General features: G+C 61.0%; 13 protein-coding genes. 6 read left to right on the top strand and 7 right to left on the bottom strand.

From position 1 onward, the window contains the following. Positions 1-37: 37 nt before the first annotated feature. From glmS to AB1805_07970, 6 genes are all read right to left on the bottom strand, one after another. Positions 38-1,864, bottom strand: a complete 1,827-nt coding sequence (gene glmS, locus AB1805_07995) for a glutamine--fructose-6-phosphate transaminase (isomerizing) (protein MEW5745360.1) — start codon at positions 1,862-1,864, stop codon at positions 38-40. Between the two features lie 39 nt (positions 1,865-1,903). Next, positions 1,904-3,355: a bifunctional UDP-N-acetylglucosamine diphosphorylase/glucosamine-1-phosphate N-acetyltransferase GlmU gene (gene glmU / locus AB1805_07990; protein ID MEW5745359.1), complete on the bottom strand. Its 1,452-nt coding sequence runs from the start codon at positions 3,353-3,355 to the stop codon at positions 1,904-1,906. A 1-nt stretch (position 3,356) separates the two neighbouring features. Beyond that, positions 3,357-4,001, bottom strand: a complete 645-nt coding sequence (locus AB1805_07985; protein MEW5745358.1) for a DUF502 domain-containing protein — start codon at positions 3,999-4,001, stop codon at positions 3,357-3,359. Between the two features lie 57 nt (positions 4,002-4,058). After that, entirely contained in the window at positions 4,059-4,811 is a 753-nt protein-coding gene (locus AB1805_07980) for a YebC/PmpR family DNA-binding transcriptional regulator (GenBank protein ID MEW5745357.1), read from the bottom strand. 245 nt (positions 4,812-5,056) lie between these two features. Then, a complete protein-coding gene (mtnP, locus tag AB1805_07975) occupies positions 5,057-5,842 on the bottom strand; it encodes an S-methyl-5'-thioadenosine phosphorylase (protein ID MEW5745356.1) in 786 nt (261 codons plus the stop codon). Positions 5,843-5,931: 89 nt separating this feature from the next. After that, positions 5,932-6,795 carry a M28 family peptidase gene (locus AB1805_07970; protein MEW5745355.1) on the bottom strand — a complete coding sequence of 288 codons (864 nt, stop codon included), beginning with the start codon at positions 6,793-6,795 and terminating at the stop codon, positions 5,932-5,934. Positions 6,796-7,017: 222 nt separating this feature from the next. Here AB1805_07970 and AB1805_07965 point away from each other — a divergent pair, with 222 nt between their 5' ends. Both AB1805_07965 and AB1805_07960 read left to right on the top strand, forming a co-directional pair. Continuing rightward, complete coding sequence (locus AB1805_07965) at positions 7,018-9,147, top strand: Tex family protein (protein ID MEW5745354.1); 2,130 nt, start codon at positions 7,018-7,020, stop codon at positions 9,145-9,147. A gap of 38 nt (positions 9,148-9,185) precedes the next feature. Further along, positions 9,186-10,694: a diguanylate cyclase gene (locus tag AB1805_07960; protein MEW5745353.1), complete on the top strand. Its 1,509-nt coding sequence runs from the start codon at positions 9,186-9,188 to the stop codon at positions 10,692-10,694. Positions 10,695-10,700: 6 nt separating this feature from the next. Here the strand turns inward: AB1805_07960 and AB1805_07955 are convergent, their stop codons facing one another. Then, entirely contained in the window at positions 10,701-11,492 is a 792-nt protein-coding gene (locus AB1805_07955; protein ID MEW5745352.1) for a lysophospholipid acyltransferase family protein, read from the bottom strand. Between the two features lie 190 nt (positions 11,493-11,682). Between AB1805_07955 and hemL the strand changes: the two genes are divergently transcribed. The 4 genes from hemL to AB1805_07935 all read left to right on the top strand — a co-directional run bounded on the left by hemL (position 11,683) and on the right by AB1805_07935 (position 15,198). Continuing rightward, positions 11,683-12,972: a glutamate-1-semialdehyde 2,1-aminomutase gene (gene hemL, locus AB1805_07950; protein MEW5745351.1), complete on the top strand. Its 1,290-nt coding sequence runs from the start codon at positions 11,683-11,685 to the stop codon at positions 12,970-12,972. Between the two features lie 136 nt (positions 12,973-13,108). After that, positions 13,109-13,360: an AtpZ/AtpI family protein gene (locus AB1805_07945; protein MEW5745350.1), complete on the top strand. Its 252-nt coding sequence runs from the start codon at positions 13,109-13,111 to the stop codon at positions 13,358-13,360. Further along, positions 13,335-13,715 (top strand): hypothetical protein, encoded by a 381-nt coding sequence (locus AB1805_07940; protein ID MEW5745349.1) that lies wholly within the window; start codon positions 13,335-13,337, stop codon positions 13,713-13,715. Before AB1805_07945 ends, AB1805_07940 begins: the two co-directional genes overlap by 26 nt. A 154-nt stretch (positions 13,716-13,869) precedes the next feature. Then, positions 13,870-15,198 (top strand): glucose-6-phosphate isomerase, encoded by a 1,329-nt coding sequence (locus AB1805_07935; GenBank protein MEW5745348.1) that lies wholly within the window; start codon positions 13,870-13,872, stop codon positions 15,196-15,198. The last annotated feature ends 178 nt before the right edge of the window (positions 15,199-15,376 follow it).

Below are 15,376 nucleotides of genomic sequence, written 5' to 3'. Positions count from 1 at the left end.
TGAGAACAAAGACAAGGAAGAGCGGTCCCTGTCCCCTCTATTCAACCGTTACGCTCTTTGCCAGGTTCCTCGGCTGGTCCACATCGCACCCCCGCAGCACGGCGATGTGGTAGGCAAGGAGCTGCAAGGGAACCGTCAGGAAGACGGTGTTCAGATAGTCGTTGCTCTCCTCTATGGTGAGGGCGTACTTCGCGAGGTCCCGTATCCCCCTGTTCCCGGGCGAGGTTACGGCGACGATGGTGCCCCCCCTGCTGCGCACCTCCTCCATGTTCGAGACGACCTTCTCGTACAGCCTCCCTGCGGGGGCGAGGACGACGACGGGGAGTTCCTCGTCGATCAGGGCGATGGGGCCGTGCTTCATTTCGCCCGCAGCATAGCCTTCGGCATGGATGTACGAGATCTCCTTCAGTTTCAGCGCCCCCTCGAGGGCGATGGGATAATTGATGCCCCTTCCCAGGTAGAGGAACTGTTTCGCCTTGAAGAGCTCCTTTGCGATCGTGCTGATCAGCGCCTCCTGTTCCAGCGCGTGCTCCACTTTCGCGGGGAGGTGGAGGAGGTCGTCGATCAGGGCCGCCGCCTGAGCGCCGGGGAGCGTTCCGCGGACCCTGCCCAGGGCGATCGCCAGGAGATAGAGCGCGACGATCTGGGTGGTGAAGGCCTTGGTCGAGGCGACCCCGATCTCGGGCCCCGAATGGGTATAGAAGACGAAATCCGACTCCCGGGAGGCGGTGCTCCCGATGACATTGCAGATGCTCAACACCCTGGCGCCGAGGCGGCGCGCTTCGCGGGAAGCGGCGAGGGTGTCGGCGGTCTCGCCCGACTGCGTTATGGCGACAAAGAGGGTGTTGCGCGTTATGATCGGCGTGCGGTACCTGAACTCGGAGGCGATGTCCACCTCGACCGGTATCCGTGCGAGCTCCTCGATCATGTATTTGCCGGTCATGCCCGCATGGTAGGAGGTGCCGCAGGCGACGATGAATATCTTGTCGATGCTCGTGATCGCCTCGGGGCTGAGGCCGAACTCCTCGATCGCTACGTCGCCCCGCTCGGGAGAGACCCTTCCCCTGATCGTATCGGCGATCGCCCGCGGCTGCTCGAAGATCTCCTTGAGCATGAAGTGGCGGTACCCGCCCTTTTCCGCCATCGAGGGGCTCCAGGAGATGGTCGTGACCGTCTTATCGAGCGGCGCGCCGTCGAGGTCGGTGATCGTGACGCCGTCGCGGTGGAGGATCGCCATCTCGTTGTTGTCGAGGAAGATGACGTCGCGCGAGTGGCTGAGGAAGGCGGGTACGTCGGAGGCGAGGAAGCACTCTCCCTCTCCGAGTCCTATGACCAGGGGGCTCTCCTTGCGCACCGCGAGGATCTTGTCGGGCTCTTTCTCGTCAATGACGGCAAAGGCGTACGCCCCGCGCACCTCCTTGAGCGCGGTCCGCACCGCATCCTCGATCCCGCTGCTCCGGGCATGCTTGTTGATCAGGTGGGCGAGCACCTCCGTATCCGTTTCCGAGGTGAAGACGAAGCCCTCCTGCTGGAGCTGGTGCCGCAGCTCGACGTAATTCTCGATGATCCCGTTATGCACGACGACGATGCCGTCGGAGCGGTGGGGGTGGGCGTTATTGTCGGACGGCTTGCCGTGGGTGGCCCACCGCGTATGGCCGATGGCGAGACTGCTCGCGACAGGGAGCGAGCCGATGATGCTCTCGAGCGCGCTGATCTTGCCCTTGCACCGCTTCACCTCGATACGGTCCCCTTCGATGTAGGCGATGCCCGCCGAGTCATACCCCCGGTACTCAAGGCGCTTCAGGCCATCCATAACGAGAGGAATGGCGTTCTTATTGCCGATATAGCCGATAATGCCGCACATATACTGTAACGAGTAACGCGTAACGGGTGATGGGTTACTCTACCCCCCTTTTTTCATTGGTTTGCGTGCCGTCGCACGCTTTCGGTCCTGCTGTTTCCGCAGCGCCCAGTTCTCGAGCTGCTTCTGCGGGGCCCTGCTCAGGGCGAGGGCGAGGGGCGGGACATCTTTCGTGATGGTGGAGCCTGCGCCTACGTAGGCGCCTTTCCCCACCGTCACCGGTGCGACCAGCTGGGTGTCGCTGCCGATGAAGACCCCGTCCTCTATGGTGGTCTTGTGCTTACGGGTCCCGTCATAATTGCAGGTTATGGCGCCCGCCCCGATATTCACGTCCTTCCCTATCTCCGCATCGCCCAGATAGCTGAGGTGCGACGCCTTGGTCCCTTCGCCGATAACGGATTTTTTGACCTCGACGAAATTCCCTATCTTTGCCGAGGCGCCGATCACCGAGCCCGGCCTGAGATGCGCAAAGGGCCCGACCGCCGCGCTGTCGTGCACCACCGACGACTCGATGACCGTGGAGTCCTTGACAGTGACGGCATTGCCGATAGTGCTGTCGACGATACGCGTATTCGGGCAGATGATGCAGCCGCTGCCGACCGACGTGGCCCCTTCGAGGTGCACGTTGGGGTAGATGAGCGTGCCGGGGCCGACGGTGACCGAGGGATGGATGTAGACCGACGCCCGGTCGACAAAGGAGACCCCTTGCTCCAGGAGCTGCGAAAGGACGCGCTCCCTGAGGTAGTGGCCGGCGCGGTAGAGCTCTTCAGGCGTGTTGATGCCCGTCAACTCCCGTTCGTTACCGAGGGAGTGCGCCCCCACGGTGTATCCTTTCTTCACGGCGATGCCGGCGAGGTCGGTGAGGTAGTATTCACCCTTCACGGGATTGCGCCTGATCTCTTTCAGCAGGGGCAGCAGCGACGAGGCGATGGCGTAGATACCGCTGTTGACCTCGTCTATCTTCTTCTGCTCTGCATCGGCATCCTTGTCCTCCACGATCGCGGCGACCCTGCTGCCCGCCCTCACGATTCTTCCGTAGGAATGCGGACCGCCGGCGACGAAGGAAATCATGGAAAGCTGCTCCCTGTTTTTTGCATGGAGCGCGAGGAGCGTCTCGAGCGTCTCTCCGGTTACCAGCGGGGTGTCGCCGCTGACGACCACCACCGTGCCGTCGAAATCCCGGAGCTTCCGCGCCGCTGTCTTCAGCGCATCGCCGGTGCCTTTCGGCTCTTTCTGGAGGGAGAAGAGGACGGGAAGACCGGCGAGCGCCTTCCGGATGCCGTCATTCGTGGCAGGGCTGACGACGACCACGATGCGCTGCGGCGATACCGCGCTCACCGCTTCGACCACGTACCGGACGAGGGGTTTTCCGTTGATCGTATGCAGCACTTTCGGCAGCGATGATTTCATGCGCGTGCCGAGCCCGGCAGCAAGCACTACCGCTGCCCGTTCCTTTGCCCGTTTCTTGCCCGAGATATGCCGGATGCGCGCCACGCTAGGCGCTCCTCTTCAGGAGGGTGTCGCACGGGACGGAAGGGGCCTCGAGGATCTTCGACGGCGCCGCGATGCCGCCGGAGAGGATGATCCTGATGCCGTTCTCTATGGGAATATCGGTGTGGATGATGCTCCGGTCGTCGAGGAGGACGACGTCGCCGAGATAGAGATTGTTCGTCGGCACATAGACCGCCTTGAGCGTGAGCTCGCGGTCCGCCGCCGTCACGGAACACTCCTTCGTGAGAAAGCCGAAGGCGTAGGAGCCCGGCCGCGGGTATTCGACAATGACGAACTGCTTGAAGGATGCGCTGTTCTCCGGGGAAAAGGCGTCCACGAGCTGCTTTATGGCGTTATAGATGCTCTTGAACACGGGGATATTGAGGAATACCCGCTCCACGCGGCCGAGGACCCTCTTGCCGAACATGTTGGTCGAGAATATGCCGACGAAGAAGACGAGGGCGACGGCGGTAACGAAGCCGAGCCCCGCAACGTGCGTACCGAGGAGCGCGTCGAAAAACGGCCCCAGGATCCCGTCGATGAAATTGAAGAGGCTGACGAGGACGGAGATGGTGAGGACGACGGGAATGGTGATGATGAGGCCGGCAAGGAATTTCCTCTTGAAGGTGATGCGTATCGATTCACTCATATGACTCCCTGGTACCGTTGAGGACGGGCTTACTTCCTGCTGCTCACGTTGTCCCTCTTACTTCTGAAGCGCTACCGATTCGTCGGCTATATCGAAATTGCTGTAGACATTCTGGACATCGTCGTTGTCCTCGAGGGCGTCGATCAGCCTCACCATCTGCTCCGAGGCCTGCCCCTCGAGCGGGACATAACTCTTCGGGAGCATGGTGACCTCCGCAAGGGATACGGGGATGCCCCCCTTTACGACCGCCTCCTTGACCGCGTCGAGCGCGTCGGGAGAGGTGATGATTTCGTAGTTGTCTTCCTTCGGGTCGTTTCTCAGGTCTTCCGCTCCTGCATCGAGGACGAGCGACATCAGGGTGTCTTCATCGGCCCTGGTCTTCTCGACGATGATATAGCCCTTTTTCTCGAACATCCAGGCAACACAGCCGGCCTCCCCGAGATTTCCGCCGTTCTTCGAGAGGATATGGCGTATCTCGGAGACGGTCCTGTTCTTGTTATCGGTGAGCACCTCGATGAGGATCGCCGCTCCGCCGGGGCCGTATCCCTCGTACATCCCTTCTTCGTAGGTGGTGCCGGGCAGCTCGCCCGTGCCCTTCATGATCGCTTTCTTGACGTTATCGGAGGGCATATTTGCCTCTTTGGCCTTTTCGATAGCGGTCCTGAGGCGGGGGTTGCCGCCGGGATCCCCGCCGCCGATCCGCGCGGCAACGGAAATCTCCTTCACGATCTTGGTGAACGCTTTCCCCCGCTTCGCGTCGGTATGGGCTTTTTTATGCTTGATCTGAGCCCATTTGGAATGCCCTGCCATGTGAGGTCCCCCTGTATATAAAAAATTAGGACACGTACTCTGCTGATATGCGCGGTGCAGTTTCGAATGAAGTCTACTTTTTATGATAATAAGATTGTACAAACACTGTCAAGGATACGCGAAACTGGCAGCTAAGAGCGGCGGAACGATCGAAGAGCAAAGAGCGGGAAATAAAAATCAAGGAGCTCCTTGTTTTTAAACTTTTTCTTTTGATTTCCGCTCTTTCCGCTGCTGCGGGCTATCGGTTACAGTTTCGCGTCTTTGAGGGCTTCGCCGCAGGAGCAGGCGCGCCGGGGAGGGATGCGGACGAGGGCTTCCCTGACCAGCGCCTTTATGCGCTCGAGGGAGCCCTTCATGGTCTCGACCACCTCGGTCGTGGTCAGCTTCTTTTCGACCATGCCCGCCGCATAGTTCGTCACCACCGCGATACCCGCGAGGCAGAGCTCGGCCTCGCGGGCGAGCGCCGCCTCGGGCATCGCGGTCATGCCGACCACATCGGCGCCGATCGAGGAAAAGAAGGCGATCTCCCGCGCTGTCTCGAGGCGGGGGCCGTTGACACAGATATAAGTCCCTGAATCGACAAGGGGCAGGTCGCGCTGCAGCGCCGCCTCCATGATGGCGGTCCGCATCTCGCTGCAATAGGGAAACGTGAAATCGACATGGACGACCTCCTCGCCGTCGAAAAAGGTCGAGGCCCGGGCCCCCTGGGTCATATCGATGATCTGGTCGAGGAGCACGAGCGAGCCCGGGGACATTGCCCGGTGTATGCCGCCGACGGCGCTCACGGCGATGAGGCGCTCGACTCCCAGGGATTTGAAACCCCAGATATTGGCGCGGTAGTTCACCTTGTGAGGAGGGAGCCGGTGCGGTATCCCGTGGCGGGCGAGGAAGACGACGTCCCTGCCGTCGAGCGTACCGAGCGCATACGCCGACGACGGTTCGCCGCAGGGCGTCGAGAGGGTAACCTCCCTGGTGATCTCGAGCCCCTCGATCCCATACAGCCCGCTGCCGCCGATGATTCCCAGTGTCATGGCTTTATTGTAGGTCATGGGAGAAGAGGAGCGCAAGGCTTGGTACGCACGGAAGAGCGAGCAGTCGGCTTCCCCTCGGAGTGCAGGGGCTACAGCATGCGGAGCGCACGGGAGAGGGCTTCGACAAGCCGGGACATCCGTTCGTAGTCGAGGGTTTCGGGGGTGTCGCCCGGCCCGTGGTAGTGCGGATTCCTGAAGAAGGCGGTATCGGTGATCATGAAGGCGGGATAGCCGCATCTCCAGAAACTGCAGTGGTCCGAAAAACTGATCCCGGGGATAAGGGGCGATGCATTGAGCGACTCGACGGGAAAGGGCGAGACCGCGTTCAAGGCGCTCTTTACTTCGAGCGTAAACGGGCGGGACGTGGTATTTCCCACGAAGGCGATGAAGTTGCCGCGGTCGGGGTACCGCCACTGCAGGAGCGGGAGCGGGTACAGCTGGGAGCCCCGGGCGTCGGTATAGTAGCCGAGCATCTCGAGGGAGATCATTCCGTAGACATCCCTCTCTTTTTCTCTAAGGCTTCCGGCGTAGACATAGCTTCCCATCCTGCTCGTCATGAAGGCCGGGGGCTCTTCCAGGGTGAAGGCGGCGAACTGTACCGTCCTCCGCAGCGGCTCTGCGGCGGCAAGCCGCGCCAATTCGAGCAGGCCCGCAACGCCGCTCGCGTTGTCGTCGGCGCCGGGCGTCCCTGCAACGGTATCGTAATGCGCGCCGATGACGAGGTCCCCGCCGGGTGCGGAGCCGGCGCCCCGCACCGACGTGATCACATTGTAATAGGTGTTCCCTTGATACGTGAAGGCCTGCCTCTCTGCCACGAGATCATAAGAACGGAAGGTCGCCTCTATATAATCGGCGGTCCTGTTCAGCTTCTCGACCTCGCGATAACTCCGCGTGCCGATGGTATGGGCCAGGTGGTGAACCGTAGCAGAGAGATGCTGTAGGGTAGCGCTCAAGGTTTGCTTATCCCGCATGCCGGCAGTGCATGATATGAATTCTAGCGAAAAAATCTGCCGGACACAACGTACAGGGCCGGCGATGCGGCAGCGCCTGCTGCGGGACTATCGCCCTCCGTTCCCCTGTTTCTCCCCCCGCCCTTTACTCCCCTGCGTTTCTTCTGGTAATCTACCTCCCTTTACGTGTATGCAATTCTGCACGAGAACGGTGTGAAGGAACCTATGAACGAGGCACATATTGCAAAGATCGCACACGAGCGAACGCTTGCGCCGAAGCAGGTAAAGGCGGCAGCGGCGCTGCTCGGGGAGGGCGCCACCGTGCCCTTTATAGCGCGCTACCGGAAAGAGGCGACGGGCAGCCTGGATGAGGTGGTTATCGCCGCCGTCCGCGACCGGCTCGTCCAGCTCGAAGAGCTGGATAAGCGGCGCGCGGCGATCCTTGCCTCCCTCGAAGGGCGCGGGCTGCTCACCGATGAATTGCGGGAGAGGATCGGGGCCGCCGCGACCATGGTCGATCTCGAGGATATCTATCTGCCGTACCGGCCGAAGCGCCGCACCCGTGCTGCCATCGCCAGGGAGAAAGGGCTGGAGCCCCTTGCCGGGATCATCTTAGCCCAGGATGAGCGGGACCCCGCAGCAGAGGCTGCTGCGTTCATCGATGCCGGAAAGGGCGTCGGGACGGCAGAGGAGGCCCTCGCCGGCGCGCGGGACATCATTGCCGAGCGGGTGAGCGAGGACCGGCATGCCCGTGCAGCGATGCGTGATCTCTATGCAGCGAAAGGCGTCTTCAGGTCAAGGGTGATCGCCGGCAAAGAGGGGGAAGGCGTCAAGTACAAGGATTATTTCGAGTGGGAAGAGCCGGTTGCAAAGGCGCCCTCGCACCGGGTCCTCGCTATGCGGCGCGGAGAGAGCGAGGGCGTTCTCATGCTCCGGATCGTGCCGCCTGAGGAGGACGCGGTACCGCTGCTTGAGGCAGTGTTTGTGAAAGGCGGGGGGGCTTCCGCACAGCAGGTGAGGGCGGCGGTGCATGACGGTTACAAGAGGCTCCTTTCGCTGTCCATCGAGACCGAGATGCGCCTTGCGACAAAAGAGCGCGCCGATGAGGAGGCGGTCAGGGTCTTCGCCGAAAATCTCCGGCAGCTTCTCCTTGCTCCCCCCCTGGGGCAGAGAAGCGTGCTCGCCCTGGATCCCGGCTTTCGCACCGGCTGCAAAATGGTATGCCTCGACCGGCAGGGGAAATTGCTGCACAACGAAACCATATATCCCCACCAGTCGGAGCGGGAGAGGGCAGCGGCTGCGGCCGCGGTGAAGAAGGCATGCGAACGGTTCGGCATCGGGGCGATTGCGATAGGAAACGGCACCGCGGGAAGAGAGACCGAGACCTTCATCAGGGGGCTCGCTCTGCCGAAGAGTCTCACCATCGTCATGGTCAACGAGAGCGGCGCCTCGATCTATTCGGCCTCTGAAGCCGCCCGGGAGGAATTCCCCGAGCACGATGTGACGGTACGCGGGGCGGTATCGATCGGCAGAAGGCTCATGGACCCCCTCGCGGAACTGGTGAAGATCGATCCGAAATCCATCGGGGTAGGACAGTATCAGCATGATGTCGATCAGGGCGCTCTCAAGCGCAGCCTCGATGACGTGGTGACCAGCTGCGTGAACAAGGTCGGCGTGGAGGTGAATACCGCGAGCAAACAGCTCCTCGCCTATGTCTCGGGATTGGGGCCGCAGCTCGCCGGCACTATCGTGGCATACCGGAACGAGCACGGGCCTTTCCGCTCGCGGGAGGAACTGAAGAACATCCCCCGCCTGGGGTCGAAGACCTTCGAGCAGGCTGCGGGGTTCCTGCGCATCAGGGATGGTGAGCATCCCCTCGATGCCAGCGCCGTCCATCCCGAGAGCTACCCGATCGTGGATACCATGGCGGATGACGCCGGTTGTTCGGTGCTCGATCTGATGTGCGACGACGAACTGAGGAAGCGCATCGACCTCGCGCGGTACGTCACCGATACGGTGGGCATGCCCACGCTGAACGATATCATGGCCGAGCTCGCGAAGCCGGGCCGCGACCCGCGCGAGCGGTTCGAAGCGTTCGCGTTCGCAGACGGGATCGAAAAGATCGAGGACGTACAGCCCGGCATGAAGCTGCCCGGGATAGTGACGAACATCACCGCTTTCGGCGTGTTCGTCGATATCGGCGTGCACCAGGACGGCCTGGTGCATATCAGCGAGCTCGCCGGCCGGTTTGTGCGGAATCCCGCCGAGGTGGTTACGGTGCACCAGAAGGTTAAAGTAACGGTGCTGGGCGTCGATAGTGAAAGAAAGAGGATCTCTCTTTCGCTCAAGCGGTAAAACAATGAAGAGGTGCGCCTGCCGGCACGGGAGCGCTTATGAGAGACGAGGACAAATCGAGAGAACAGCTCATCCGCGAGCTCGTCGAGCTTCGTGAGCTGCTCAACGAACTGAGGAAGCCGGTGCCCGGCCCTGTCCTGAACGAGGTGATAGAGCGGCAGACAGGGACCCTCAAGCGGCTGCTCTTCGTGTCCAGGGAGATCACCACCACCACCGACCTGAAGCGGCTCTACCGGAAGGTGGTCGGCATCGCGAAGGAGCTGCTCGCCCTCGATTATTCCACCCTGATGATCCTCTCCGAAGACGGGACCCGGCTCGTGATCGAGGACACGCTCGGCTATCCCGAGTCCCTGATCGGCAGCTTCTTCGTTGTCGAGGGGGAGGGGCTGGCCTCGTATGTGGCCAAAACCCGGCAGCCCGGTACGGTCCTCGATTTCAGGACAGAGACCCGCTTCGAAGTGCCCTCGGTGGTGAGAGAGAGGGACATTACTTCCGCTATCGGCGTGCCCATGATGATCGAGGAAGAGGTCTTCGGCGTGCTCGTCGGCCATATCCGTAATCGCCGCGTCTTTACCGGCGAGGAGATATCGCTCTACCAGAACATCGGCAACCATGCTGCCGTGGCGATCAAGAACTCCATGCATGTCGCCGCGCTGCGGGAGAGCGAACAGTACCTCAAGACCGTCATGGATGCGATCCAGACCGGCATCCTGATCATCGATGCGGAAACACATCGCATCGTCGAGGCGAATCCCGTGGCGGTCAGGGCCATCGGCCTCGCCAAGGAGGAGATCATCGGGAATATCTGTCACCAGTTCGTCTGTCCCACCCAGGCGGGCGAGTGCCCCATTACCGACAGGGGCCGCACCGTCGACAATGCGGAGCGGGTATTGCTGCGAGCGGACGGTGAAAAAGTTCCCATCCTGAAGACGGTCGTCCCGGTGATGCTCCACGGCAGGAAGTACCTCATCGAGAGTCTCGTCGACATCACCGAGCGCAAAAGGATGGAGGAGGCGATCACCTACCAGGCGAACCACGACCTGCTCACCGATCTCCCGAACAGGGTGCTCTTCATGGAATGCCTCAACAGCGCCCTGCACCAGGCCGGCCGCACGCACGCGATGCTGACCGTGATGTTCCTCGACCTCGACGGGTTCAAGGCTATTAATGACTCCCTGGGGCACGCCGTCGGTGACCAGCTGCTGAAGGAGGTCGCCGGCAGGCTCAAATGCTGCACACGGAAATCGGATATGGTAGCCCGAATCGGCGGCGACGAGTTCATCATGGTGCTTACGGAGATCCAGTGCGCCGAGGACGCGTTCGTGGTGGCCGGAAAACTGCTCGCCGTGTTCCAGGAGCCTTTTGCCATCGAGGACCGGGTGCTCCGCGTCACGGCCAGCATCGGCCTGAGTCTCTACCCGGAAGACGGCGAGGATGCCGAGACCCTTCTGAAGCGGGCCGACATAGCGATGTACCATGCCAAGCAGCGGGGGCGGAACACCTATCAATTCTATGAGGCCGAGATGGGGGGAGGCGCGCTGCGCTGAGCGGCGTCAGGGGCGGGGCTGCCGAGTCCACTCCCGCAGCCTGCTCTCGATGAATGCGATGATCGCCTGATGCTCCCCGGTCCCCCGGTCCGCAACCCGGAGCGGCTCGCCGAAAGAGAACCAGACCTTTTTCGAAGGGTCGATCCTGCCGAAATCCCTGATATGCTTCCCGTTGCCCCAGGCATCGGTCTTGAGCGCGATGGGGACTGCCGGGACATCCGCTTTCCTGGCGAGCTTGATCCCGATGGTGTTGAAGGCCGCGGCGTCGAAGTCCGCTGTCCGGGTCGTCTGCGGAAAGATGATGACCGATCTGCCGGCATGCAGCCGTTCGGTCCCTCCCTCCAGCACCGCCTTTAGATCTTCGCGGGGATTCGTCCTGCCGACCACGACCGGGTCCCGCGAGCGCATCACATGCCTGAAGACGGGGTAATCGATGAGGCTCTGCTTCACCACGAAGGTCACTTCCCGGAAAGGGGCGATGATGCAGGGCAGGACAAAGGTTTCGAGGGTGCTCATGTGATTGGCGATGAATACGCAGGGCTCCGCGAGGCCGGCCACATGCCCGGCACCGGTTATCTCGAAGACGACGCCCGACGCTTCGAGGGCATCGAGGATGGCGCGGCTGCTCTCCGCCCACTCGGGGGTCTTGTACTGCCCGCGCTTCGCCAGCCTGCTCGACCTGAGGACGATCCCCGCCATTCTCCGGTAGAAGCTTGCGGAGGGCAGCGCCTTCGCCAGGGGCGACGCCTTGCCCGGCTCCGTTATGTATATCCCGTTTTTGAAGGGTAGCGGTTCCATTGCGTGCTCCTCCGGGGGTGAATCCACCACTTTAATTTTTTTACCGTCCCCTTGTCAATAAAAGAGGCGCTGCAAGAGAGTATAATTAAGTACGCGGCAGTTTTTGACATGCCGTCGAAACTTATGCTACATTCAGTGAAAACTATTGAATTTCCAGAGGCCAGAGGCCAGAGGGATGAAGATGAAGATGATGAAACAGTCCAGGTCGAAGATGCTCTTTCAGAAGGCGCAGGCAGTGATGCCCGGAGGGGTGAACAGCCCGGTGCGGGCGTTCAAGGCAGTGGGGGGCTCGCCGCTTTTCATAAAAAAGGCGAAAGGTTCCAAGATTTACGATGTGGACGGAAACGCCTTTATCGATTATGTCCTCTCCTGGGGTCCCATGATCGTGGGGCACGCCCATCCTGCGGTCGTCAAGGCGCTCAAGAAGGCTGCGGAGAACGGGACGAGCTTCGGCGCGCCGACACCCCTCGAGGTAGAGCTCGCCCATATGGTGATGAAGGCGTATCCTTCGATCGAGAAGATCCGCATGGTCAATTCGGGAACCGAGGCGACTATGAGTGCCATACGCGCAGCCCGCGGGTTCACCCGGCGGGACAAGATCATCAAGTTCGAGGGCTGCTATCACGGCCATGCCGACGGCCTGCTCGTCAAAGCGGGGTCCGGCGCTGCCACCTTCGGGCTCCCCGACAGCCCGGGTGTGCCGGCCTCGTATGCTGAGAATACGATAACGCTTCCCTATAACGACATCGACGCGTTCAAGGAGATGCTCGGGAAGGCGGGAAAGGAGATAGCCTGTGTCATTGTCGAGCCGGTGGTGGGCAATATCGGCTGCGTGCTCCCCCGTCCGGGCTTTCTCGAAACGCTCCGGACCGAGACGGAGAAGTACGGCATTGTCCTCATCTTCGACGAAGTGATGACAGGGTTCAGGGTCGCCTACGGCGGCGCCCAGGCGCACTACGGGATAACCCCTGACCTGACCTGCCTCGGCAAGGTGATCGGCGGCGGGCTGCCGGTCGGCGCCTACGGCGGCAGGAAGGAGATCATGTCCATCATCTCTCCAGAAGGGCCGGTCTACCAGGCCGGTACGCTTTCGGGGAATCCCCTGGCGATGACCGCGGGCATAGAGACCTTGAAGATACTCTCGAAGCGGGGGACTTACAAGACGCTCGAAAAAACGATGCAGCGCCTCGAAGAAGGGCTGAAAGATGCTGCGGCCAGGGCAGGGGTTGCGGCGAGGTTCTACCGCGCGGGCACCATGTTCTGCACCTATTTTACCGACCGGGAGGTGGTCGATTACGAGACCGCCAAGACCGCGGATACGGCCCTCTTCTCCCGCTTCTTCAGGGCGATGCTCGAGCAGGGGGTCAACCTGGCGCCCTCGCAGTTCGAGGCGGGGTTCATTTCGCTCGCCCATACCGCGGCTGATATCGAAAAAACGATCAGCGCCGCCTATAAAACACTGAGCGGGTTCAGGAAGTGATCCGTATCGTCCGGCGCCATCCCGGTGCCGGCCGATACAGGTGAGGCGTCCTGCAATCCCCGCTATTTTTTTTCGGCAAATCCGTTACAATTATAGTAATTATCAAATTCTTTTATCAGAGCCTCTGACACAACCGATGGAAGAAAAGAAGCCCGAAAAATCGGTATTTGCGCAGCTCCTCGATGCGAGCACCATCGGCATCCAGCTCGTCGTCTCGACCTTTGTCGGGCTCGCCATGGGATACGGCCTCGACTATCTCTTCGGAACGGAGCCTTATCTCACGTTCGTCTTTCTCATTCTCGGTATAATTGCAGGATTCAGGGAGCTTGTCAAAATGGCCCGCAAGCAGCAGGGAGGGAACAATGGAAACAATAATCAAACGGGTTAACGTCCAGTCAGCGCTGGTCCTGATCCCGCTCGCGCTCCTCTCGCTGCTCACTCCCTGGGGCGGCCGGCGCTTCGCCCTCGGTGTTCTTGTCGGCGGTCTCGTTGCGGCAAGCAACCTGAAGGGACTGGCGTGGAGCGTGACAGCCCTCATCGGCGTCGAGAGGCCCCAGGGAAAAATCGTGTTCCTGAGCATCTTCAGGCTTCTCGTTGTCTTCGCCTTTCTCCTGGTCCTCGCTGCGCTGAAAGCGATCGACCTCTTCGGCCTGCTCCTCGGCCTGACCGTGGTCTTCATCATCATTCTCAAAGAGGGGCTGGTTGCAGCACGTAATGGTGAAAGGTTAAAAACTAAAAGTTAAGAGCCCCTAACGAAATGAACGAGCTTGGAGTCGGGCAAGGTAGAGTACATTCGCTCAACTCCCTCTCCGCATTCAGTTAGGCAGTTAGGCGCTCTAAATAGCTCCTCAGTTTCTGCTTCTTGTTTTAATTTTCATTTTCGAAGGGAGACCCATAATGATCCGAATCGACTGCTCCAACCTGATGCGGGATTCCATCGGCGAAAACGGGCTCACGACCGACGACTTCAGACAGATCGACACCGCCAGATTCGACGGCATGCTCCGGGCGAGGCGGTATGCCGAGCTCGGGTGGCTCGACCTGCCCGGTCAGGATATCGCCCCCATAAAAGAGATGGGGCGCTTCGCCGGCCGCTTCGAGACGCTCCTTATCCTCGGGATCGGCGGCTCGGCCCTGGGGCCGCGCTCGATCCTCGAGGCCCTGCACCCCTTTCATAACCTGCGCGCTGCGCCGAAGGTCTTCATTTACGACAATGTCGATCCGATGACGCTGGCCGCCATACTGGATATGACCGACCTCGGCAGGACCGTCATCAACGTCATCACCAAGTCGGGCAGCACCGCGGAAACGATCGCCTCGTTCATGATCCTCTGGCAGCGGCTGCAGGAAGCCGCTCTCGAGCCGGAGGAGCATATCATCGTTACCACCGATCCTGCCAAGGGGAATCTCAGGAAGATCGTCCAGGACCATGGCCTGAAGTCGCTGCCCATTCCCCCGGGAGTAGGGGGACGGTATTCGGTCCTGAGCGCCGTCGGCCTGCTGCTTGCCGAAGCGGTCGGCATCGATGCAGCGGAGCTGCTCAGGGGGGCGCGGGACATTCATGCGCGGTGCACGCATGAGGATTTCCGGCAGAACCCCGCGTACCTGATCGCCTCGGGCATCTCCCTCATGCAGGCGAAGAGAGGCAGAACCATGACGGTCCTGGTCCCTTACGCCGACCGCCTGAAGTCCTTTTCCGAGTGGTTCTGCCAGCTCTGGGGCGAGAGCCTCGGCAAAGAGGGAAAAGGCCTGACGCCGTATCCCTCGACCGGGACCACGGACCAGCATTCGCAGCTGCAGCTCTGGATGGAGGGGCCGCAGGACAAGGTGGTCGTCTTCATCGCGGTCGAGGAGTACGGGACGGACATCCGGATCCCCCCGGTCTTCAAAGAGATGGAAGGGCTCAATTACCTCTCGGGCCATACGCTCGCCGAGCTCATCAAGGTCGAGCAGGAAGCCTCGGAGATCGCTCTCGCCAAGAACGGGAGGCCGAGCATCACCGTGACCGTGCCGAGGATCGATGCCTACCACCTGGGACAGCTGTTCCACTTCTTTGCGGTCGTCACCGCGCTTACCGGCGCCCTCATCGGCGTGAACCCGTTTGATCAGCCCGGCGTGGAAGAAGGGAAGAACCTCACCTACGGCATGATGGGCAAGAAGGGATATGAAGCGAAGAGAGAGGAGTTCGAAAAATACCGGCAGCGTAAAAATAGGATCGGGGTGTAATCTTTCGGGAGAGGGAGCGCACTCGGAGCTTTACAAATGCAACGTTGGATTATCAGTATGCCCTTACGGCGATAGGATCATTGGTTGTTTCATCTCCCCCTGTGGTCACCTTGAGTCCACTCACGCTCAAACAACCTCCCGGGTTACTATCGCTCCAGGGCATGTTCAGCGGTGTTGC

The organism is Nitrospirota bacterium, from assembly GCA_040752355.1.
In the GTDB taxonomy this organism is placed as follows: Bacteria; Nitrospirota; Thermodesulfovibrionia; order Thermodesulfovibrionales; family Dissulfurispiraceae; genus JBFMCP01.
The sequence above is the reverse complement of the archived record's forward strand: the minus strand, read 5'-3'. Positions and strand labels throughout refer to the sequence as shown.

Bases quoted from the DNA above. Each gene is read 5' to 3' on its own strand.
- glmS (MEW5745360.1), bottom strand. From the start codon at position 1,864: ATGTGCGGCATTATCGGCTATATCGGCAATAAGAACGCCATTCCTCTC.
- AB1805_07985 (MEW5745358.1), bottom strand. From the start codon at position 4,001: ATGAGTGAATCGATACGCATCACCTTCAAGAGGAAATTCCTTGCCGGC.
- AB1805_07980 (MEW5745357.1), bottom strand. From the start codon at position 4,811: ATGGCAGGGCATTCCAAATGGGCTCAGATCAAGCATAAAAAAGCCCAT.
- mtnP (MEW5745356.1), bottom strand. From the start codon at position 5,842: ATGACACTGGGAATCATCGGCGGCAGCGGGCTGTATGGGATCGAGGGG.
- AB1805_07965 (MEW5745354.1), top strand. From the start codon at position 7,018: ATGAACGAGGCACATATTGCAAAGATCGCACACGAGCGAACGCTTGCG.
- AB1805_07960 (MEW5745353.1), top strand. From the start codon at position 9,186: ATGAGAGACGAGGACAAATCGAGAGAACAGCTCATCCGCGAGCTCGTC.
- AB1805_07955 (MEW5745352.1), bottom strand. From the start codon at position 11,492: ATGGAACCGCTACCCTTCAAAAACGGGATATACATAACGGAGCCGGGC.
- hemL (MEW5745351.1), top strand. From the start codon at position 11,683: ATGAAACAGTCCAGGTCGAAGATGCTCTTTCAGAAGGCGCAGGCAGTG.
- AB1805_07945 (MEW5745350.1), top strand. From the start codon at position 13,109: ATGGAAGAAAAGAAGCCCGAAAAATCGGTATTTGCGCAGCTCCTCGAT.
- AB1805_07940 (MEW5745349.1), top strand. From the start codon at position 13,335: ATGGAAACAATAATCAAACGGGTTAACGTCCAGTCAGCGCTGGTCCTG.
- AB1805_07935 (MEW5745348.1), top strand. From the start codon at position 13,870: ATGATCCGAATCGACTGCTCCAACCTGATGCGGGATTCCATCGGCGAA.